The organism is Herbaspirillum frisingense GSF30 (assembly GCF_000300975.2).
GTDB classification, from domain to species: domain Bacteria; phylum Pseudomonadota; class Gammaproteobacteria; order Burkholderiales; family Burkholderiaceae_D; genus Herbaspirillum; species Herbaspirillum frisingense.
The window spans coordinates 1-19,445 of sequence record NZ_AEEC02000015.1; the positions used below are offsets into that span (position 1 = coordinate 1).

Here is a 19,445-nt window from a genome sequence, read left to right on the forward strand (position 1 = left end):
CGCCAAGAAGGTTGCAGCTCCGAAGGCAGCAGCCAAGAAGGTCGCAGCTCCGAAGGCAGCTGCCAAGAAGGTTGCAGCTCCGAAGGCAGCCGCACCGAAGGCAGCAGCTCCGAAGGCAGCCCCCAAGAAGGCCGCCGCTCCGAAGAAGGCAGCCGCCAAGCCGGCAGCTGCAGCACCGGCCGCCAAGACCGTGCTGAACCCGGCCGCCGCATGGCCGTTCCCGACCGGCGCTGGCCGTCCGTAAGATCGGCGCGCGTCCCGTCTGAGTCCTTCAGACGAAAAGCCGCTGTATGGCATGCCGCCATGCAGCGGTTTTTTTATACCCGCATTGCGGGCCGCAAGGCTCTGGCAATCACGAGGGATGGCACAATATATGAAGGATCGTGCGTGCCCGCCTCTGCACCCACCTCTGCTTCGGTGCATGGCGTGAGGATTGCACCGATGTCGCATGCACTCTAGTATGTGCCCTGCCTCTCACTGATGGAGAACCCTGTGCTGCATAGTATTTTCACGATGATCGTCAATGCCGTTGCCAGCATCCTGGCCGGTGTCATGCTGCTGCGTTTCTGGATGCAGGTCGTGCGCGTGCGTCCGCCGCAATCGGTGGGCCAGTTCGTCTACCAGCTCTCGGACTGGCTGGTACGCCCCCTGCGCCGGGTGCTGCCGGGCGGGACCTATGACTGGGCATCCCTGCTGGGCGCCTTCATCATCGTGCTGCTGTCCATCATCGCCATCCTCGGACTGCAGACCAATTTTGATTTCAAGCTCATCCTGCTCATCGCGCTGGAGCGCTTCTTCGAATGGATCTGCTATGGCTTCATGGCCACGCTGATCATCGAAGCCATCTTCAGCTGGGTCAATCCCTATGCGCCGTTGGCGCCCTTCGTGCGCGCGCTCAACGAACCACTGCTGCGCCCGCTGCGCCGTATCATCCCGCCACTGGGTGGCGTGGACCTGTCGCCGCTGGTGCTGCTGATCCTGCTGCAGATCGCCGTGCGGGTGGTCAGCGGCCTGTTGTTCGGGGCGGTCTGACGATCCTCGTTGATCATCGCTGGGACGAAAAAAGAGCCGGACTTGTCCGGCTCTTCTGTTTTGTAGCGCTGCGCCGGGGCATCGAAGACACGGCGGGCATCATCGTCATTGCCCTGGTCAGCGTTTCTGCCGGTCCGCCCACTGCTGCAGTGCCTGCATCGTGTTTTCCACGTGCTTCTCCGGATTCATGTCGGTGTATTCGTAGAGGATGGCATGGTCGGGTGTGATCACGTAGGACGTGCGGCTGGCATAACCGGTCACCTTCATGAACTGCGCGTCATAGGCCTTCATGATCTTCTTGTCGACATCGGCCGCCACGGCGAATTTGCTGCGGCATTCGCTGACCGAGAACTTGTTGAGGGTCTCGATATCGTCACCGGACACGCCAATCACCGTCGCCCCCAGTGCCTTGTAGCGATCCACTGCCTCGGCGAAGAGGTGGGCTTCGATGGTGCAACCCGAGGTGAAGGCCGCCGGGTAGAAATACAGCACCACCGGGCCCTTCTTGAGCGCGGCCGAGAGCGAGAAGGTCGAGACCTGTCCACCCAGCGAGGCCGGCGCCGAAAACTCGGGGGCCTTGTCGCCGGGTTTGAGTGCCGCCAGCGCCAGCGGTGAAGCCAGCGTTGCCGCCAGCAGCGCGCCGCCGGCAATCAGACCTCGCAGGAAGAGACGTACCTGGCGCGGCGAGGATGAATGGTCTGGCATGATCGATCTCCTGGTCTGTCTTGCGAATGGCCTGTGCAGAGGCGACGTGCGTTCCGGTCTCAACCGAAGCGGTAACCGAAAGCCTTGTGGAAGCGCTCTTCGATCTCGGCACGCGAGGGCGCATGGTTCTGCGGACCTTGCGACGCGATCTTGATCGAACCCATCAGGCTGGCCAGGCGACCGGTGGTTTCCCAGTCATAGCCTTCGGTCAGACCGTACAGCATGCCGGCGCGGAAAGCGTCGCCACAGCCGGTGGGGTCGGCGATGCGGTCAGCCGGTACGCAGGGGATATCGAACTTCTGGCCAGCCACGAAGATTTCCGCGCCCAGTTCGCCGCGGGTGACCACCAGGGCCTTGATCCGTTCGGCGATCTGCGTCAGCGTCAGCCCGGTACGGGCCGTCAGCAGCTCGGCTTCGTAGTCGTTCACTGCGACATAGGTGGCCAGGTCGATGAAGTTCTTCAGGTCATTGCCGTCGAACATGGGCATGCCCTGGCCCGGATCGAAGATCAGCGGGATGCCGAGTTCGGCCGCCTGCTGTGCGTGCTGCAGCATGCCGTCGCGACCATCCGGCGCCACGATGGCGAACTTGACCGGGCCGGCATCGGCGACCTTGTTCTCATGCGACCAAGTCATCGCGCCCGGGTGGAAGGCGGTGATCTGGTTGCTGTCGGCATCGGTGGTGATGAAGCATTGGGCGGTGAACGAGTCCTCGATCTGGCGCACGCAGCGGGTGGAGATATCCAGTGCCGCGAAGCGTTCCATATAGGGCGCGCTGTCCAGGCCGACGGTAGCCATCACGATGGGCTCGCCACCCAGCAGCTTCAGGTTGTAGGCGATGTTGCCGGCGCAACCGCCGAACTCGCGACGCATGGTCGGGACCAGGAAGGATACGTTGACCTTGTGCAACTGGTCGGCCAGCAGTGCTTCGGCAAAGCGGCCCTCGTATTGCATGATGTTGTCGTAAGCGAGAGAACCGCAGATCAGTGAGCTCATGGAGATGGCCGCCGGGAAAAGTGAATGATGCCGCATTGTAGAAGAAAAGCGGCACGCAGGCAGCACCTCACGGTGCAAGGACAGGCCGGAGACAGGGCCGGATCAGGGATAGAACAGGTAGATGCGATACCCCGACACCAGCGCATCCTTGAGCTCGAAGTTGAGCTTGATCTGGCGCTCGCTGTCAGCGGCCAGGCCGCTGTCGATCAGGCCGGCATCGGCAAGATAGTCGCGTGGACGGAAGACCTTTCGCACCACGGCCTTCTCGTCATCGTTGTTGAGGGTGAGTTCGATGTGCGGCCAGGCCTGGGCGCTGGTGCCGCGATTGCGCATCACGATGGACAGCGCATAGACGTTCTGGTTGGGCGGTACCACCTGCAATTCATTGGATTCCAGCGAGAGCCGGTCGATCTCGGCCGGTAATCCCACCGTGCAATGCAAGGCGACGCACATGCCATTGAGCATGGGGCGCAACACCGGCACCGAGGCCGCCAGCGGGTTGCGCCAGTAATAGAGCGATTGCAGCAGCAGCACCGGCACCATCACGCCGGCCAGCACCATCATCAGCATCTTCATCGCATGGCCGACGCGCGCCTTGCGCTCGGCACGCTTGACGAAACCGGGCTCGTCGGCCGCCTGCTGCTCATCGACGGCAGCGCGATCCTCGTCTTCCAGGCTCTCTTCGCGCTCGATCGGTGCGGACTCGACGTCATGCGTGACATCTGCCGATGCTGGCGGCGTTTCATTGTCGATCCTGAAGACGGCCGCGACCTCGGGCGGTGCCGCCAGGTCTTCGGCCGGGTCGGAGGAGCGCCGTAGCAGGGCGCCGGTATCGAGGTCATCGCCCTCGGCAAGCCCGGTCTGATCCGGCTTGTCGTTGTCCACAGGCTGGGACAGCTTCAGGGGCGCGCCGAGATCCGGGATATAGCCCGGGCTGGCGGGGGAGCGGAACACCTTGGGTTCCGCGATCAGCGGAATGGCGGCCGTGGTCGGGGGCGCCGGAGTTGCCGGTGTCGCTGGGGTCTCCGCCATCGGTGGTGCTGCTTCTGATGCAGCAGGTGCCACCGGCAGCCTGACCTCGGGTAGCGGGTCGGGCTGGGGCTGGAAAGAGGGGGAGGCCGAGGGCGGGTTGCGCCTGGCTGTGATGGCGGGCGCTGCTGATGCAGTGGCCGCTGCAGGGAGTGCGCCGGCCTGCGCCTTGCTGCCCGGAATCGGCTGGTAATGACCGTCGGCGATGCTGGGCTCGACCAGGAACTCATTACCGTTGAAGACTTCGCGGCAACTGCCGCAGCGTACCAGTCCGTTACGCAGCTTGAGCTGGTCGCTGGCGACCCTGAAGATGGTCAGGCAGTGCGGACACTGGGTCGCCAACGCCATGGATTACTCCGGCAGGTGGCCTGCCAGCGCCACCCAGCCTTCATGCTCCGCCCATACCGAGAGCGTGATGTAGGGCGCATAGGCGGCGATGACCTCCGTGGCCTGGCGCGCCAGCACACCCGACAGCACCAGGGACCCGCCGGCACGCACGCGGCCAGCCAGCATGGGCGCCATCAGTTGCAGCGGGCCGGCCAGGATATTGGCGACCACGACGTCGAACTTTTCACCTTCCGGGTAGGCCTGGGCGAAGGGTTCTGGCAGATAGTAGGTCGCGCTGCAGTGATTGCGTTCGGTATTGTGGTGGGCGGCTTCCAGCGCCTGCGGGTCGATGTCCACGCCAATGACCTGGGGGACGCCGATCTTGGCCGCGACCAGCGCGAGGATGCCCGAGCCACAACCGTAGTCCAGCAGGGTGCGGGCACTGGTGGAATTGCTTTCCAGCCATTCCATGCACAGCCGGGTGGTCGGATGGCTGCCAGTGCCGAAGGCCAGACCGGGGTCCAGTTCCAGCACCAGAGCATCGGGATCGGCCGGCGCTTCGTGCCAGCTCGGCACGACCCAGATACGCTGGCCTATGTGGATGGGCTCGAACTGGGATTGCGTCAGGCGCACCCAGTCCTGCTCTTCCACGTTACGCGTCGCAAAGGGCAGGGCATAGTCCAGGCCGATGGCCTTGGCCGCATCGGTCACGATGGCGGCGTGGTCGGCATCCTTGCCGGCCAACGCTACCACGCGGCTGCGGTCCCAGGCAGCTTCCTCCGGCTCCATGCCGGGTTCGCCGAAGAGCGGACGCTCGGCGTCCGTCCCTTCGTCCGCATCTTCCACCGACACCGACAGGGCGCCAGATTCCATCAAGGCGTCGGACAGTGCCTCCGCCTCTTCCCGCGCCACTTCGATGACGATTTCTACCCAAGCCATGTGCCTGCCTTTGCTGTTGCGTGATGTTGCATGATGTTGCGCGTTGTTGCTTGTTGTTGCGATTGGAGCGTGCTTACTTCTTCAGCGACTTTTCCGCATCCGGCGCCGTCGGACGTTCCGACAACTTATGTTCCAGATAATGGATATTGGTTCCGCCTTCGAAGAAACGGGCATCGACCATCAGCTCGCGGTGCAGCGGGATATTGGTCGAAATGCCTTCCACCACCATTTCCGACAGGGCGATCTGCATGCGACGGATGGCCTGTTCGCGGGTGGCGCCGTAGGCGATCACCTTGCCGACCATGGAATCATAGTTGGGCGGCACGAAATAGCCGGAGTAGGCATGCGAATCGACGCGGATGCCAGGACCACCCGGTACGTGCCAGGAAGTGATGCGGCCCGGCGAGGGGATGAACTTGAACGGGTCCTCGGCATTGATGCGGCACTCGATGGCGTGGCCCTTCAGCTCGATGTCGCGCTGGCGGTAACGCAGCTTCTCGCCTGCGGCGATGCGGATCTGCTCCTGCACGATGTCCACGCCGGTGATCATCTCGGTGACCGGGTGCTCGACCTGCACGCGGGTGTTCATCTCGATGAAGTAGAACTCTTCGTTTTCGTACAGGAATTCGAAGGTACCGGCGCCACGGTAGTTCATCTTGCGGCAGGCTTCGGCGCAGCGTTCGCCGATCTTCTCGATGATCTTGCGCGGGATGCCCGGTGCCGGTGCTTCCTCGATCACCTTCTGGTGGCGGCGCTGCATGGAGCAGTCGCGTTCGCCCAGCCAGATGGCTTGCTTGTGCTCGTCGGCCAGGATCTGGATTTCCACGTGACGCGGATTTTCCAGATACTTCTCCATATAGACTTCCGGATTGCCAAAGGCGGCACCGGCTTCGGTCTTGGTCATGGTCACGGCATTGATCAGCGCCGCTTCCGTATGCACCACGCGCATGCCGCGACCACCGCCGCCGCCAGCGGCCTTGATGATGACCGGATAGCCGATCTTGCGGGCGATCTGGACGATTTCCTTGGGGTTGTCCGGCAGCGCGCCTTCCGAACCGGGCACGCAGGGCACGCCGGCGCGGATCATGGCCTGCTTGGCCGAGACCTTGTCACCCATCATGCGGATGTTTTCCGCGCGCGGGCCGATGAAGACGAAGCCGGACTGTTCCACGCGCTCGGCGAAATCGGCGTTTTCCGACAGGAAGCCATAACCCGGGTGGATCGCCTGGGCATCGGTCACTTCAGCCGCGCTGATGATGGCCGGCATGTTCAGGTAGGACAGCGCGGAAGGGGCCGGGCCGATGCAGACCGACTCATCGGCCAGCTTTACGTACTTGGCTTCGCGGTCGGCCTCGGAGTGCACGACCACGGTCTTGATACCCAATTCGCGGCAGGCGCGCTGGATGCGCAGGGCAATTTCGCCACGGTTGGCGATGAGGATTTTTTCAAACATAACAGGAATGGGACGTCGCCAGTTCAAGCGTTATAGGTTCCGGAGGAGGGCCGTATCCGTAAGGACCACCGACCCTGCCGACCAGGCCAGGGACTGAATGCGATCAGCCCAGCACGAACAGCGGCTGGCCGAACTCGACCGCCTGGCCGTTTTCCACCAGGATCTGCTTGACCACGCCACCCTTGTCGGCGTCGATCTCGTTGAGCAGCTTCATGGCTTCGATGATGCACAGGGTGTCGCCTTCCTTGACTTCCTTGCCCACTTCCACGAAGGCCGGAGCGCCCGGTGCCGAGGAGCGGTAGAACGTGCCGACCATGGGCGACTTGACGATATGACCTTCCGGCACGGCAGCTGCGGCCGGCGCGGCCGGCGCAGCGGCGGCCACCGGAGCGGCTGCCACGGGGGCAGCGGCCGGGGCATAGGCCTGCTGTTGCGGAACCATCACCACCTGGTTCTGCGCATTCGGGGACGACTTGACGATCCTGACCTTGCTTTCGCCTTCGGTGACTTCCAGCTCTTCGATCGCCGATTCAGCAACCAGGTCGATCAGCGTCTTGAGTTTTCGTAAATCCATTTGAATCCCTCGGAATGTAGATAAGTAGTATTAGAGAAGCGCCAGCGCTCTGTCGCGGCCGGCAGGTTCAGTCAAGGTCTTGCAGTACGTGAAACGATCCGTTCGGGACGGGGCGGGCCCGCCGTCAGGATTGACGCAGCCAATGGTCCACGGCCATGCGATAGCCGTCGACACCGAAGCCGCACAGGACTGCCCGGGCAATGCCGGACAGGTAGGAAAAATGCCGGAACTGCTCACGTTGGTGGATATTGGAGATATGCACCTCGATGAAGGGAATCGCCACCCCGGCCAGCGCATCGCGCAGCGCCACGCTGGTATGGGTCAGTCCACCCGGGTTGATGATGATGCCGTCCACCCCTTCGTGGCGGGCCTGATGGATGCGGTCGATCAGCGCACCTTCATGGTTGCTCTGGAACGCGACCAGGGCCGCACCGGCGGCCCGGGCCTGGTCTTGCGCGCGCTGCTCGATATCAGCCAGCGTGGTGGATCCGTAGACTTCCGGCTCCCGGGTCCCGAGCAGATTCAGGTTCGGGCCATTGAGCAGGAGAAGCTGTTTTGCCATGGAGATTAAGCTCCGTTTGACGACGATGCGCGCATTTTGCCGTCAAATGGCATCATTTGGCAAGAAAAACTTTCTTTTCACGGATTTGCAGTCGCGCATGCATTTGCGCCAGCGTTGCTCTATCAGAGCTTGGAGAGGTCGGCACGCAGTTCATCGAACTTGATGCGACCCAGGTAGACCTTCTTGACTTTGCCGTCCTTGCCCACCAGAGCGGTGAAGGGGAGACCGCCTGCCTGATTGCCGAATTCCCGCAGCAAATCGGTGGCGCCGGTTCCGGCAACGAAGAGAGGATAGCGGATTTGGTACTTTTGCGCAAACTTGGCGATATTTTCCTGACTATCCACGCCAATTCCCAGAATTTGCACCGGCGCGATTTCCTGCTGCAAGGCTGTCAGCTCGGGCATTTCCTCCACGCAGGGGCCGCACCAGGTGGCCCAGAAGTTGACCACCAGCGGCCTACCCTTGTACTGCGCCAGCGACTGGGTCTGGCCGGTGGCATCCGGCATGGATTGCGACAGCAGCTGATTCAGCGCGAGCGTCTCGGGTGAGTCGGCGGGGTGGGCGCGATGGCTGGCATAGATGCCCACACCCACGCAAATCACGGCAACGACGGCCAACAGGATCACATTTTTCAGCTTCTTCATCACATGTCTTCTTCTGAAGTGGTCTCGATCAGTTGCGCCAGGGCGGCGGCGTCGCCCCGGTCGGCACGTTTTCCGGGCGCCACGCGCAGGCTGCCGCGCAGATCATCTTCGTCGTACAGGGCCAGGTGCGCCAATTCCGGGTCGGCGCCGCGCTGGGGCAGCAGGAAACTCAGGGTCTCGACCGCCTGACCGGTGCGGAAGTGCGCCGTCTCGCCGACCTCGAAGTTCACATTCTTGTTGAGCAGGAAGATTTCCACATCCTTGGCGCTGGGCGAGAACAGCTGCAGGTGGATGTCCGAATGTTCACCTGCCGTGCCATTCCAGACTGCGCCGGTGATGCAAGGATTGAAATGTTGCAAATCCTGCATCAACTGCAGCGCTACCCGGCGCAGGTGCAAGAGGCGCGCCGGCTGGGTGTCGGCAAAGAAGAGTTCATTGTAGATGCGCACTTCTTCTTCGATCTGCTCGTTATCGGGCATGATCTCGCCCCTGGCCTTCTGGTTGCCCAGGATCTGGCGGGCGGCCTTGCGCTTGGCGCTGCCATAGTCGGCGCCGTCCTCGGCAATCATGCGGGCAGCGGCGGCGGCAATCTCTGCACGCAGTTGCTCGGTGGGGGAGGTGAATTCGAATTCAGACATGGCCGCCATGATACTCGTTAGCGGTGGCGCCCGCCGCCTCAGGTAAAATCGCGGGATTACAGCCCAAGATTGACTATGCATATACATATCCTCGGCATCTGCGGCACCTTCATGGGTGGCCTGGCCGTGCTGGCCAAGCAGGCCGGCCATACCGTGACCGGCTGCGATGCCAATGTCTATCCGCCGATGAGCACCCAGCTGGAAGCCCAGGGCATTACCCTGATCCAGGGTTTCGAGCCGTCCCAGGTCGAGTTGAAGCCGGACCTGTTCGTCATCGGCAACGTGGTCTCGCGCGGCAATGCGCTGATGGAAGAAATCCTCAATCGCGGCCTGCCCTATGTCTCCGGCCCGCAGTGGATGGGCGAGAACATCCTGCAGGACAAATGGGTCCTTTCGGTGGCCGGCACCCACGGCAAGACCACCACCTCGGCCATGCTGGCCTGGGTGCTGGAGCATGCGGGTTACCAGCCGGGCTTCCTGATCGGCGGGGTGCCGATGAACTTCGGGATCTCGGCGCGCCTGGGCAGCGACGGCCAGAGGGGACCTTCGCCCTTCTTCGTCATTGAAGCCGATGAGTACGACACCGCCTTCTTCGACAAGCGCAGCAAGTTCGTCCATTACCGCACCCGCACCGCAATCCTGAACAACCTGGAATACGATCACGCCGACATCTTCCCCGATCTGGCCGCCATCGAGACCCAATTCCATCATCTGGTGCGTACCGTGCCGGGCATCGGCCGTCTCATCGTCAATGGCCGCGAACCGGCATTGCAGCGCGTGGTGGCACGCGGTTGCTGGAGCGAACGCGAGGACTTCGGTGTGGCCCAGGGTCAGCCGGGCTGGTCCCTGCAGACCCACGAGGACGGGCGCTTCGATGTCTTCTTCGAGGGCCAGTTGCAAGGCACCGTGGTCTGGGAACTGACCGGCGAGCACAACCGCATGAACGCCCTGGCGGCCATCGCCGCCGCCCGCCATGTGGGTGTGCCTGCAGCCCAGGCCATCGAGGCGCTGGGGGCTTTTCAGAGCGTCAAGCGGCGCATGGAACTGCGCGGCAGCGCCAATGGCGTGGCTGTCTATGACGATTTCGCCCACCATCCGACCGCCATCGCCACCACCGTGGCCGGCCTGCGCAAGAAGGTCGGCGACGCCCGCATCCTGGCCGTGCTGGAGCCCCGTTCCAACACCATGAAGCTGGGCACCATGAAGGAAGCCCTGCCCGGCAGCCTGGCCGAGGCCGACCTGGTGTTCGGCTTCGGTGCCCGCTCCGGACGTGACGCGCTGGGCTGGGACCTGGCCGAGGCATTGGCGCCGCTGGGCCAGAAGGCAGCCGCCTTCGATGAGCTCGATGCCCTGGTGCAGGCCGTCAAGGCCGCCGCCAGGCCGGGCGACCACGTGCTGGTGATGAGCAATGGCGGGTTCGGCGGCGTACACCAGAAGCTGCTGGACGCGCTGGCATGATCCTGTACCTGCACGGTTTTCGTTCCTCGCCGCAATCCTTCAAGGCGCGGGTGATGGGGCGGCGCATGGCCGAGCTGGGCTTGCAGGACGACTACCTCTGCCCGCAACTGCCGGCTTCGCCCGCTGCAGCCATTGCCCTGGCCGGGGCGCTGGTGGCCGGTGTCGACCCGGCGCGGCTGACTGTCGTCGGGTCTTCGCTGGGCGGCTTCTATGCCACCTGGCTGGCCGAACACCTCGGTTGCCGCGCCGTGCTGCTCAATCCTGCGGTCAAGCCGCCACGCGACCTGGAATCCTATGTCGGCGTGAGCACCCAGTATCACTCCGATGAACCCTTCGAATTCAAGCACGAATACATCGCCGAACTGCGCTCGCTGGTGGTCCCGGCCATCAGCCGCCCGCAGCGCTACCTGCTGCTGGCCGCCACCGGCGACGAAGTGCTGGACTGGCGCGAGATGGTGGCCCATTACCCGGGTGCGCGTCAGATCGTCATCCAGGGGAGCGACCACGGCATGGCCGAATTCGTGGACTACCTGGACGAAGTGCTGGCTTTCTGCGGTGTCGCGCCTGCGGGCAAGGTGCTGCGTTGATGCGATGTGTCCCGCGCAAGGCGCGCTGGATGGCGCACCCGCAGGCGCTGGCAACGCTGCTGGCCACCGAGGGCCAGCGCATGCGCTGCGTTCGTGCCTGGCTGGCCGACCCCGGTTCCATGACCCTGAAACTGAAGGCCCGTACCGACGCCTTCAGCGTGCGCCTGTTGCGCCAGCGGCCCGCCATGATCCTGGCCGATGAGCATGAGGCATTGGGCGTGACGGCGCGCAGCCGGGTGGTCGAGCGCGACGTGATCCTGCATTGCGACGGCCTGCCGGTGGTGTTCGGTCACACCGTCTTGTCCACCGGATCGGTGAAATCCGACTGGCCTTTCTTCAGCAAGCTGGGCAATACGCCGCTGGGCGCCAACCTGTTCTTTGATCCGCTGGTCGGGCGCCGCCCCATCCAGTATGCTCGCCTGAGGTCTGGCCACCCGCTGATGCGCCGCATCGCGCAGGCCCTGCCGCAGACCCCGCTACCGACCACCCTGCTGGCACGCCGCTCCCTGTTTACGCGGCGCGGCGGGATATTGATGGTCACCGATGTTTTCCTGCCGGCACTGGAGGCGCTGATGCGTCCGGTGCCGGCCCATGTACCAGATTGAGAAGCGATAGAAGCAGATGAATTTACTGTTCGAAGAATCCGGCGACTTCAAGGCCGGCTCCATCATGACCCAGCAGGGCGAGTCCTACCAGGTCGAGATGGCCTCCGGCAAGCGCACCAAGGTCAAGTCGCGCGACGCGCTGCTGCAGTTCGCCTCTCCTGCGCCGCAAGAATTGCTGGAGCAGGCGCAGGCCATCGCCGCCGAGGTCGACCTGGACTTCCTGTGGGAAGTGGCCGGCGAGGAAGAGTTTGGCTTCACCGAACTGGCGGCCGAATACTTCGGCCACGCGCCCCTGCCACCGGAAGCCGCGGGTCTCCTGCTGTGCCTGCATCACGCGCCGATCTACTTCTACAAGAAGGGTCGCGGTCGCTACAAGGCGGCCCCGCAAGCCTCGCTGCAGGCCGCCCTGGCCGGCCTGGAAAAGAAGAAGCAGCAACTGCTGGCGCAGGCCGCCTATGTGGAAGAACTCAAGGCCCACAAGCTGCCCGAGGCCTTCCGTCCGATTGCCCTGCAATTGCTCTTCAAGCCGGACAAGAACGGCATCGAATACAAGGCCCTGGACGCCGCCGCCAAGGAACTGCAGACCACCCCGCAGCGCCTGATGCTGGCCGCCGGCGGCGTGGCCTCGCCCAAGGACCTGCACTATGCGCGCTTCCTTCATGAGTTCTTCCCGCGTGGCACGGGCTTCCCGGCCATCGACATCCCCGCGCCGACCACAGACCTGCCCACCGCCGATGTGCAGGCCTTCTCCATCGACGACGTCACCACCACGGAAATCGACGATGCGCTGTCGGTGACCCGACTGGCTGACGGCAAGCTGCGCGTGGGCATCCACATCGCCGCACCGGGCCTGGCCATCAAGCGTGGCGACGCCATCGATGCGATGGCGCGCGCGCGCATGTCCACCGTGTACATGCCGGGCGAAAAGATCACCATGCTGCCCGACGATCTGGTGGCTACCTACACCCTGGATGCCGGCGCCGCCCGCCCGGCGCTGTCGCTGTATGCCACGCTGGACCCGGCCAGCTGGGAAGTGCTGGCCACCGAAACCCGTGCCGAACTGGTGCCGATTGCCGCCAACCTGCGCCACAACGACCTCGATGACCTGGTCACCGAGGAAGCCCTGGCCGAGAATCGCGGCGACTATCCGCACAAGGACGAGATCGCGCTGCTCTGGCAATGGGTGCAATTGCTGGAGCAGGGCCGCATGGCCAAGCGCGAGGCCTTCGGCCTGCGGCCGGAACAGAACAACCGCGTGGACTTCAACTTCTACGTCGAGAACGACGTGGTCAGCATTGTCCGTCGCCGTCGTGGCGCGCCGCTGGACAAGATCGTGGCCGAACTGATGATCTTCGCCAACAGCACCTGGGGCAAGCTCATGGCCGACCACGGCGTGCCGGGCATCTATCGCGCCCAGGGCGGCGGTGCCGGCGGCTGGGCCGCCAAGATGCAGGTGCGCATGGTCACCCATGCCGCTCCCCACCAGGGCCTGGGCGTGGACCAGTACGCCTGGAGCACCTCGCCCCTGCGTCGCTATACCGACCTGGTCAACCAGTGGCAGATCCTGGCCTGCATCGAGCATGGCGTGACCGCACCGCTGGTGGCGCCCTTCAAGCCGCGTGACGCCGACCTGTTCGCCATCGTCTCCGGTTTCGACGCGGCCTATTCCGGCTATGCCGACTTCCAGTCCACCATGGAGCGCTACTGGTGCCTGCGTTGGTTGGCCCAGGAAAATGCCCGCACCGTGGAAGCGGTGGTGCTGAAGGACGAAATCCTGCGCCTGGTCGATATCCCGCTGGTGTTGCGCATGCCCGGCCTGCCGCAACTGGCGCGCGGCCTGCAGGTCAAGCTCGACCTGCTGCGCTGGGATGAGGTCGATCTCAGCGTGGAAGCACGCCTGCTGGAAGTGCCGGCCGCGGCGGCCCAGGCCCTGGCCACCGATCTGGGTGAAGACGACGAGGAGTTGCTGGAGGGTATGGCTGCGCTGGGCAGCGAGGAGGATGCCTCCAGCGACGAAGCGACCGACGCCGGCGAGGGGGAACCCGGCGCTGCCGCTGAAACGGAAGCAGCGGCCGATGGCGAAAACCCGCCCGCCGCAGCGGCGCAATGAGGCGGTGCTGGCGTAGAATTGCCGCTGTCCCTATCGTCGCTTTTGCCTGCCTGCCGTGAACCTGTTTGCTCAACATCGCCTGCTCAGCGTGGCGCTCGGTATCTCGCTGCTGGTGCACGGCCTGCTGCTGGCCGTACACTTCGCCGCGCCCGATGCCTTCCGCTTCAAGCCGTCCGACCCGGAACTGGAAGTCATCCTGGTCAACGCCAAGCATGACAAGAAGCCGGTCAACGCCCAGGCCCTGGCGCAGGCCAACCTGGATGGGGGCGGCAATGCCGAGGACGGCCGCGCCAAGTCACCGCTGCCGGACATGCAGCGGGTCGAGAGCGGCGACAGCGTCAAGGCCGCGCAACGCAAGGTGGTCGAACTGGAACAGCAGCAGCGCAAGATGCTCGCGCAGCTGCAGGCGGCACAGCAGCATGTGACCAGCGCCGACCAGATCAAGCCGGTCGAGACGCCGCAGCCCAACGCGCACGACATGACCGAGACGGCCAAGGCCATGGCGCGCATGGAAGCCGAGGTCGCAAAGAACATCGAGCAATACAACAAGCGCCCGAAGAAGACCCAGATCACGCCCAGCACCCGCGAAGTCGGCTATGCCCAGTACTACAAGACGCTGCAGGACAAGATAGAAAAGATCGGTACCCTGAACTTCCCGACCCGGGACGGCAAGAAGCTCTATGGTGAACTGCTGATCGTCATCCCGGTCTTCCAGGACGGCACCATCTATGAACGCGATGGCGGCGTGGTGGTCAGGTCCAGTTCCGGCAATGCCGCACTGGACCAGGCGGCGGTGGCCATCGTGCGCCGCTCGGCGCCGTTCGGCCGCTTCCCGGAGAACATGCGCACCAGCGGCAAGGACGATGTATGGGAAATCATCACCCGCTTCCGCTTCACGCGTGACCAGGGTGTGCAGGCCGAACTGGGGGCCGGCTGAGAGGCTGACGCACTGAGGGTCAGCGGCGCGGGGCAGGAGCGCTGGCGGATCATTCAACGAAAACAGAGAACAAGGGAGCAGGCGGACCACCATGGATGAATACGTCGTCATCGGCAATCCCATTGCCCACAGCAAATCACCCGAGATCCACGCACAGTTTGCCGCCCAGACCGGCCAGCAACTGCACTACGATCGCCTGCTGGCGCCACTGCATGGCTTCAAGGCGGCGGTGCAGGTGTTCCAGCGGCGTGGCGGACGCGGTGCCAATGTCACCGTCCCCTTCAAGCTGGAGGCCCATGCCCTGGCCGACCAGCTGACCGAGCGCGCCCGCCTGGCCGGCGCGGTCAATACCCTCAAGTTCGAAGACGGCCGCATCCTGGGCGACAACACCGATGGTGCCGGCCTGGTGACTGACATCGTGGTCAATGCCGGCCAGGCGCTGGCGGGGCGTCGCGTGCTTCTGCTGGGGGCCGGCGGTGCCTCGCGCGGGGCACTGCTGCCGCTGCTGCAGCAAAAGCCGGCTGAACTGGTGATCGTCAACCGCACCCAGTCCAAGGCGGCCGAGCTGGCTGCGCAGTTCGCCTCGCACGGCCCGGTCAAGAGCGCCGCCTATGCCGAACTGGACGGGGTATTCGATGTCATCGTCAATGCCACTTCGGCCAGCCTCACCGACGACCTGCCGCCGCTGCCCGTGTCGGTCTACGGCAGCGACACCCTGGCCTACGACATGATGTATGGCCGCCAGCCCACGATCTTCCTGCAGAGCGCCCAGCAGCACGGCGCCTGCGTGCGCGATGGCCTGGGCATGCTGGTGGAGCAGGCGGCCGAAGCCTTCCACCTTTGGCGCGGGGTGCGTCCGGCCACCGCCGAGGTATTCGCCAGCCTGCGCGCGCAACTGGCGCAATGAGGGGCCTGCGCCCAGGGTCGGCCCGGCCGGCACGCGTGAGAATCTGCACATCGTGACACCCGAGAACCACAGAACAAGAACCGGCACATGAAATCGCTACGCAAGCTGCTCTTCTGGATCATCGTCCTGCCCATCGCACTGGTGCTGCTGTTACAGGCGTATTTCTTCGTCCAGATCTGGTGGTGGAAGGACCACAATCCCGAGTCCACCAGCTTCATGCGTCAGCAATTGTCATTGCTGCGCGAGAAGGACCCCAACGCGCAGCTGCAATTCCGCTGGACGCCGTATGCGCGCATTTCCAACAATCTCAAGCGCGCCATCATCGCCTCCGAGGATTCCAATTTCTCCGAGCATGACGGCATCGACTGGGAAGCTCTGCAAAAGGCCTACGAAAAGAACGAGAAGAAGGGCAAGGTGGTCGCCGGCGGCTCCACCATCACCCAGCAGCTGGCCAAGAATTTGTTCCTCTCCGGTGAGCGCAGCTACCTGCGCAAGGGCCAGGAATTCATCATCACCTACATGCTGGAATTCCTGCTGGACAAGCAGCGCATCTTCGAGATCTATCTCAACGTGGTGGAGTGGGGCAACGGCGTATTCGGCGCCGAGGCTGCGGCCCAGCACTATTACCGCACCACGGCCGCCGGCCTGGGTGCGGAGCAGGCCGCGCGCCTGGCGGTGATGCTGCCGCGTCCGCGCTACTACGACCGCAATCGCGGCTCGGCCTATCTGGCGGCCCGTACCGGGCTGATCCTGCGCCGCATGAACGCCGCCACGCTGCCGCCGACCCACAAGTGAGCGATTTTCTTGCCGCGTGCGCATGACCGGCGTATGACGTCAGGCTGCCAGCACGGGCCTGACAACAGGCCCCGTGTCGTGCTTGCCTGGCGCCGGGGTTGAACGTACACTTGCGCACGTTTCGCGCCTGAGGTCGCGCCGGCCTGCACCGGCGGCAGCGGGTCGCCGCACTCCCACCCGCGTTCCATCCAGCGAGAGCCCATGATCAATGTATTCGTGTTGCAAAACGGACGACTGAGCCAGGTCAACATCGACAGCCGTACCGACCTGGAACAGGCGGCGCCGGTCTGGGTGGACCTGACCGAGCCGAACGACGAGGAGCGCGCCTGGGTCAAGAGCATCTATGGCGTGACCCTGCCGGACGAGGATGAATTCAGCGACATCGAAGCCTCGGCCCGTTACTTCGAGGCCGAGAACGGCGACCTGCACCTGCGCACCGACTTCCTGTTCGAAGGGGATGACGATTCCTCCTCCACCATGACGGTGGCCTTCATCCTGGCCCGCAACATCCTCTTCTCGGTGCATGCCGAAGACCTGCCGGTGTTCCGCCTGGTGCGCATGCGCGCCCGTTCGCGGCCTGGCTCGATCGGCGACTATCGCGACGTGCTGCTGGACCTCTACGAGACCGATGCAGAATATTCCGCCGATGCCCTGGAAGGCATCTACCAGAAGCTGGAGGCGGTGAGCACCAGCGTGCTCAAGAAGAGCCTGTCCGACCAGGATGCCGCCGACGTCCTGAACACCATCGCCCACGAAGAAGACTTGAACGGCCGTATCCGTCGCAACATGATGGATACGCGGCGCGCGGTCAGCTTCCTGATGCGCGGGCGGCTCCTGAGTTCGGAGCAGTTCGAGGACGCCCGCCAGATCCTGCGCGACATCGAATCGCTGGACGGCCACACCGCCTTCCTGTTCGACAAGATCAACTTCCTGATGGACGCCACCGTCGGCTTCATCAACATCAACCAGAACAAGATCATCAAGATCTTCTCGGTGGCGTCGGTAGCCTTCCTGCCTCCGACCCTGATTGCCAGTATCTACGGCATGAACTTCAAGCTCATGCCTGAACTGGACTGGCCCATCGGCTATCCGTTGGCGATCCTGATGATGATCGGTTCGGCCATTGCGCCGTTCTGGTACTTCCGTCGGCGCGGCTGGCTCAACTGAGTCCTATCCGTTGAGGCCTGTCTGCTGACGGCGACGTCCTCATTTCTCTGACACCGTTTCCCGGGCTTCTCCGATGCCGTGCGCGCAGCCGGCGCGGCACACTGCATCCATCGTATATCGCCAGATCAGGAGAGCCCTCATGTCCACTCGCCACCATTACATTTCGCTGGCCATCGTCAGCGCCAGCTTCGCCGGCCTGCTGATCGGTTGCGCCAGCCCGCAGCAACCCTACGGCGCGGCCCCGCAGTCGCAGAACTATGATCGCGTTGCCTCCTATTCCGGTACCGGCGTGGTCGAGGCCATCGAAGTCACCCACAAGGAAAGTAACGGTGTTGCCGGTGCCGTGGTCGGCGGCGTGGCTGGCGGCCTGCTCGGTAACGCTGTCGGCGGCGGTACCGGCCGTGTGCTGGCCACCGTGGCGGGTGCCGCCGGTGGCGCCTACGCCGGCAACCAGGTGCAACGTAACAATTCCGCCGGCCACCAGGTCTACAACATCCGCGTTCGCATGAATGATGGCTCCTTGCAGACCTTCGCACAGGAAGACAATACCGACTTCCGCGTCGGTGACCGCGTGCGCCTGGATAACGGTCGTATCTCGCGCTACTGATCGCAACTGATCGCTACAGAGCGTTTCATACAGAGATGAGCCGCACCAGTTTCAGTGCCGTGCAATAGTCTTCAACAGTTCTTGAGGGCGCCGGGTGGTCGGGTGAAACCGGTCATCCAGCGCAAAAGTTCAGGCCGTCCGGCTTAGGCAGGACGGCCTTTTTCTTGTGGGCGGCCAGAGGGGGATTGGTCCGGCAGATCAGGCAGCTCAGGCAGGATAGAGTGCGCCCAGTACCCGCAGGCCACGCGCTCCGGTCACCGCCGGCAGGTTGCCCGGCAGGCGCAGGTCGAAGCGGCGCGCCAGCCAGGCGAAGGCCAGCGCTTCCACCCGTTGGGGCGCCACACCCAGCACGGCCGTCGATTGCACCTCGGCGCGCCCCTGCAATTGCTGACGCAGCAGTCGCATCAGCAGCGCATTTTCAGCCCCCCCACCACAGACATAGACCTGGCCCGCATCAGGCGCATGGGCCACGATGGCATCGGCGATCGTGCTGGCGGTGAGCATGGTCAGCGTGGCCTGCACGTCGGGTGCCGGCATGGTTTGCCCGCTGCGCTGCAGGGCTGCCTGCAGCCAGTCCAGGTGGAACAGGTCGCGTCCCGAGCTCTTTGGCGGCGCGGCGCGGAAGAAGGCTTCGTCACGCAGTTGCGCCAGCAGGCCGGCGTGTACCTGGCCACTGGCGCCCCAGTCGCCGTTGGCGTCGTAGCTGCGCTGCAGGTGCAGCTGTATCCAGCCATCCATGAGCGCATTGCCGGGGCCGGTATCGAAGCCATAGGCCCCTTCTTCGCCGGCCGGCAGGATGCTGACATTGGCAATGCCACCAATATTGACCACCACCCGCGATTGCGACGCATCGCCGAAGATGGCCCGATGGAAGGCCGGTACCAGCGGCGCACCCTGGCCACCGGCGGCCACGTCCCGGCTGCGGAAGTCGGCCACCACGTCGATGCCGGTCAACTCCGCCAGCAGCGCCGGGTTGTTGGTCTGGCGGGTGAAGCCCAGTTCCGGGCGATGGCGGATGGTCTGTCCGTGTACCCCCACCATGCGCAGGTCGGCCGCCGACTTGCCCGATTGCAGCAGCAGTTGCGCCACGCAGTCGGCGTAGTGCACCGCCAGTGCATTGGCGGCCATGGCTTCGCGTTCGATCTCGTTGGGGCCGGCTGCCTGCAGCGCCATCAGGTCGGCGCGCAGATGGTCGGGGAAGGGGACGTAGGCCGCTGCCAGCGTGGCCGAGACGGCCTGGCCGTCGAAGTCGGCCAGCACGCCATCGACGCCATCGAGGCTGGTGCCGGACATGAGGCCGATGTAGAGGGAAGGGGGCCGGGAAGACGACGGGGACGAAGAAGAACTCATGGCAGGGGCGCAGGAAAAAGAAAA

General features: G+C 64.2%; 20 protein-coding genes and 1 pseudogene. 11 read left to right on the forward strand and 10 right to left on the reverse strand.

All coding sequences use genetic code 11. The annotated features are described in order from the left end of the window. Both HFRIS_RS11920 and HFRIS_RS11925 read left to right on the forward strand, forming a co-directional pair. Window positions 1-244 (forward strand): annotated as a pseudogene (locus HFRIS_RS11920) (histone); the annotation flags it as partial. A gap of 248 nt (window positions 245-492) precedes the next feature. Beyond that, a complete protein-coding gene (locus HFRIS_RS11925) occupies window positions 493-1,032 on the forward strand; it encodes a YggT family protein (protein WP_006463601.1) in 540 nt (179 codons plus the stop codon). A gap of 117 nt (window positions 1,033-1,149) precedes the next feature. Here the strand turns inward: HFRIS_RS11925 and HFRIS_RS11930 are convergent, their stop codons facing one another. The 9 genes from HFRIS_RS11930 to HFRIS_RS11970 form a co-directional block, all read right to left on the reverse strand. After that, window positions 1,150-1,737: a peroxiredoxin gene (locus tag HFRIS_RS11930; protein ID WP_006463602.1), complete on the reverse strand. Its 588-nt coding sequence runs from the start codon at window positions 1,735-1,737 to the stop codon at window positions 1,150-1,152. Window positions 1,738-1,796: 59 nt separating this feature from the next. Then, window positions 1,797-2,732 (reverse strand): carbohydrate kinase family protein, encoded by a 936-nt coding sequence (locus HFRIS_RS11935; protein WP_006463603.1) that lies wholly within the window; start codon window positions 2,730-2,732, stop codon window positions 1,797-1,799. 102 nt (window positions 2,733-2,834) lie between these two features. Continuing rightward, window positions 2,835-4,109, reverse strand: a complete 1,275-nt coding sequence (locus tag HFRIS_RS11940; RefSeq protein ID WP_006463604.1) for a DUF3426 domain-containing protein — start codon at window positions 4,107-4,109, stop codon at window positions 2,835-2,837. Between the two features lie 3 nt (window positions 4,110-4,112). Beyond that, window positions 4,113-5,027, reverse strand: coding sequence for a 50S ribosomal protein L11 methyltransferase (gene prmA / locus HFRIS_RS11945; RefSeq protein ID WP_006463605.1), 915 nt, complete (start codon window positions 5,025-5,027; stop codon window positions 4,113-4,115). A 73-nt stretch (window positions 5,028-5,100) separates the two neighbouring features. Continuing rightward, on the reverse strand, window positions 5,101-6,480 hold the full coding sequence (gene accC / locus HFRIS_RS11950) for an acetyl-CoA carboxylase biotin carboxylase subunit (RefSeq protein ID WP_006463606.1): 1,380 nt from the start codon (window positions 6,478-6,480) through the stop codon (window positions 5,101-5,103). 103 nt (window positions 6,481-6,583) lie between these two features. Next, complete coding sequence (accB, locus tag HFRIS_RS11955) at window positions 6,584-7,054, reverse strand: acetyl-CoA carboxylase biotin carboxyl carrier protein (RefSeq protein WP_006463607.1); 471 nt, start codon at window positions 7,052-7,054, stop codon at window positions 6,584-6,586. Between the two features lie 124 nt (window positions 7,055-7,178). Then, window positions 7,179-7,616, reverse strand: a complete 438-nt coding sequence (gene aroQ / locus HFRIS_RS11960; protein ID WP_006463608.1) for a type II 3-dehydroquinate dehydratase — start codon at window positions 7,614-7,616, stop codon at window positions 7,179-7,181. Between the two features lie 122 nt (window positions 7,617-7,738). Then, a complete protein-coding gene (locus HFRIS_RS11965) occupies window positions 7,739-8,260 on the reverse strand; it encodes a TlpA family protein disulfide reductase (protein ID WP_006463609.1) in 522 nt (173 codons plus the stop codon). Further along, a complete protein-coding gene (locus tag HFRIS_RS11970; protein WP_006463610.1) occupies window positions 8,260-8,907 on the reverse strand; it encodes a hypothetical protein in 648 nt (215 codons plus the stop codon). Before HFRIS_RS11970 ends, HFRIS_RS11965 begins: the two co-directional genes overlap by 1 nt. 66 nt (window positions 8,908-8,973) lie before the next feature. Here HFRIS_RS11970 and mpl point away from each other — a divergent pair, with 66 nt between their 5' ends. The 9 genes from mpl (at window position 8,974) to HFRIS_RS12015 (ending at window position 18,071) form a co-directional block, all read left to right on the forward strand. Continuing rightward, the gene (gene mpl / locus HFRIS_RS11975; RefSeq protein WP_006463611.1) at window positions 8,974-10,356 is read left to right on the forward strand and encodes a UDP-N-acetylmuramate:L-alanyl-gamma-D-glutamyl-meso-diaminopimelate ligase; all 1,383 of its coding nucleotides are present in this window, start codon (window positions 8,974-8,976) and stop codon (window positions 10,354-10,356) included. Then, complete coding sequence (locus HFRIS_RS11980) at window positions 10,353-10,943, forward strand: YqiA/YcfP family alpha/beta fold hydrolase (protein ID WP_006463612.1); 591 nt, start codon at window positions 10,353-10,355, stop codon at window positions 10,941-10,943. The genes mpl and HFRIS_RS11980 overlap by 4 nt, the downstream gene beginning before the upstream one ends. After that, window positions 10,943-11,548, forward strand: coding sequence for a chorismate--pyruvate lyase family protein (locus HFRIS_RS11985; RefSeq protein WP_039875471.1), 606 nt, complete (start codon window positions 10,943-10,945; stop codon window positions 11,546-11,548). The genes HFRIS_RS11980 and HFRIS_RS11985 overlap by 1 nt, the downstream gene beginning before the upstream one ends. A gap of 16 nt (window positions 11,549-11,564) precedes the next feature. Further along, the gene (locus HFRIS_RS11990) at window positions 11,565-13,658 is read left to right on the forward strand and encodes a ribonuclease catalytic domain-containing protein (RefSeq protein ID WP_006463614.1); all 2,094 of its coding nucleotides are present in this window, start codon (window positions 11,565-11,567) and stop codon (window positions 13,656-13,658) included. 55 nt (window positions 13,659-13,713) lie between these two features. Beyond that, entirely contained in the window at window positions 13,714-14,595 is an 882-nt protein-coding gene (gene tolA / locus HFRIS_RS11995; RefSeq protein WP_006463615.1) for a cell envelope integrity protein TolA, read from the forward strand. A 91-nt stretch (window positions 14,596-14,686) separates the two neighbouring features. Next, complete coding sequence (aroE, locus tag HFRIS_RS12000) at window positions 14,687-15,502, forward strand: shikimate dehydrogenase (protein WP_006463616.1); 816 nt, start codon at window positions 14,687-14,689, stop codon at window positions 15,500-15,502. 87 nt (window positions 15,503-15,589) lie between these two features. Then, window positions 15,590-16,297, forward strand: coding sequence for a monofunctional biosynthetic peptidoglycan transglycosylase (mtgA, locus tag HFRIS_RS12005; protein ID WP_006463617.1), 708 nt, complete (start codon window positions 15,590-15,592; stop codon window positions 16,295-16,297). Window positions 16,298-16,498: 201 nt separating this feature from the next. Then, window positions 16,499-17,464 carry a magnesium/cobalt transporter CorA gene (gene corA / locus HFRIS_RS12010; protein ID WP_006463618.1) on the forward strand — a complete coding sequence of 322 codons (966 nt, stop codon included), beginning with the start codon at window positions 16,499-16,501 and terminating at the stop codon, window positions 17,462-17,464. A gap of 139 nt (window positions 17,465-17,603) precedes the next feature. Then, window positions 17,604-18,071: a glycine zipper 2TM domain-containing protein gene (locus HFRIS_RS12015; RefSeq protein WP_006463619.1), complete on the forward strand. Its 468-nt coding sequence runs from the start codon at window positions 17,604-17,606 to the stop codon at window positions 18,069-18,071. A gap of 207 nt (window positions 18,072-18,278) precedes the next feature. Here HFRIS_RS12015 and HFRIS_RS12020 read toward each other — a convergent pair whose 3' ends face one another. Beyond that, entirely contained in the window at window positions 18,279-19,421 is a 1,143-nt protein-coding gene (locus HFRIS_RS12020) for an anhydro-N-acetylmuramic acid kinase (protein ID WP_039875476.1), read from the reverse strand. Window positions 19,422-19,445: the final 24 nt, after the last annotated feature.

Coding starts and splice junctions, on each gene's coding strand:
- HFRIS_RS11930 (WP_006463602.1), bottom strand. CDS start 1,737: ATGCCAGACCATTCATCCTCGCCGCGCCAGGTACGTCTCTTCCTGCGA.
- HFRIS_RS11935 (WP_006463603.1), bottom strand. CDS start 2,732: ATGAGCTCACTGATCTGCGGTTCTCTCGCTTACGACAACATCATGCAA.
- HFRIS_RS11940 (WP_006463604.1), bottom strand. CDS start 4,109: ATGGCGTTGGCGACCCAGTGTCCGCACTGCCTGACCATCTTCAGGGTC.
- prmA (WP_006463605.1), bottom strand. CDS start 5,027: ATGGCTTGGGTAGAAATCGTCATCGAAGTGGCGCGGGAAGAGGCGGAG.
- accC (WP_006463606.1), bottom strand. CDS start 6,480: ATGTTTGAAAAAATCCTCATCGCCAACCGTGGCGAAATTGCCCTGCGC.
- accB (WP_006463607.1), bottom strand. CDS start 7,054: ATGGATTTACGAAAACTCAAGACGCTGATCGACCTGGTTGCTGAATCG.
- aroQ (WP_006463608.1), bottom strand. CDS start 7,616: ATGGCAAAACAGCTTCTCCTGCTCAATGGCCCGAACCTGAATCTGCTC.
- HFRIS_RS11965 (WP_006463609.1), bottom strand. CDS start 8,260: ATGAAGAAGCTGAAAAATGTGATCCTGTTGGCCGTCGTTGCCGTGATT.
- HFRIS_RS11970 (WP_006463610.1), bottom strand. CDS start 8,907: ATGGCGGCCATGTCTGAATTCGAATTCACCTCCCCCACCGAGCAACTG.
- mpl (WP_006463611.1), top strand. CDS start 8,974: ATGCATATACATATCCTCGGCATCTGCGGCACCTTCATGGGTGGCCTG.
- HFRIS_RS11980 (WP_006463612.1), top strand. CDS start 10,353: ATGATCCTGTACCTGCACGGTTTTCGTTCCTCGCCGCAATCCTTCAAG.
- HFRIS_RS11985 (WP_039875471.1), top strand. CDS start 10,943: ATGCGATGTGTCCCGCGCAAGGCGCGCTGGATGGCGCACCCGCAGGCG.
- HFRIS_RS11990 (WP_006463614.1), top strand. CDS start 11,565: ATGAATTTACTGTTCGAAGAATCCGGCGACTTCAAGGCCGGCTCCATC.
- aroE (WP_006463616.1), top strand. CDS start 14,687: ATGGATGAATACGTCGTCATCGGCAATCCCATTGCCCACAGCAAATCA.
- mtgA (WP_006463617.1), top strand. CDS start 15,590: ATGAAATCGCTACGCAAGCTGCTCTTCTGGATCATCGTCCTGCCCATC.
- corA (WP_006463618.1), top strand. CDS start 16,499: ATGATCAATGTATTCGTGTTGCAAAACGGACGACTGAGCCAGGTCAAC.
- HFRIS_RS12015 (WP_006463619.1), top strand. CDS start 17,604: ATGTCCACTCGCCACCATTACATTTCGCTGGCCATCGTCAGCGCCAGC.
- HFRIS_RS12020 (WP_039875476.1), bottom strand. CDS start 19,421: ATGAGTTCTTCTTCGTCCCCGTCGTCTTCCCGGCCCCCTTCCCTCTAC.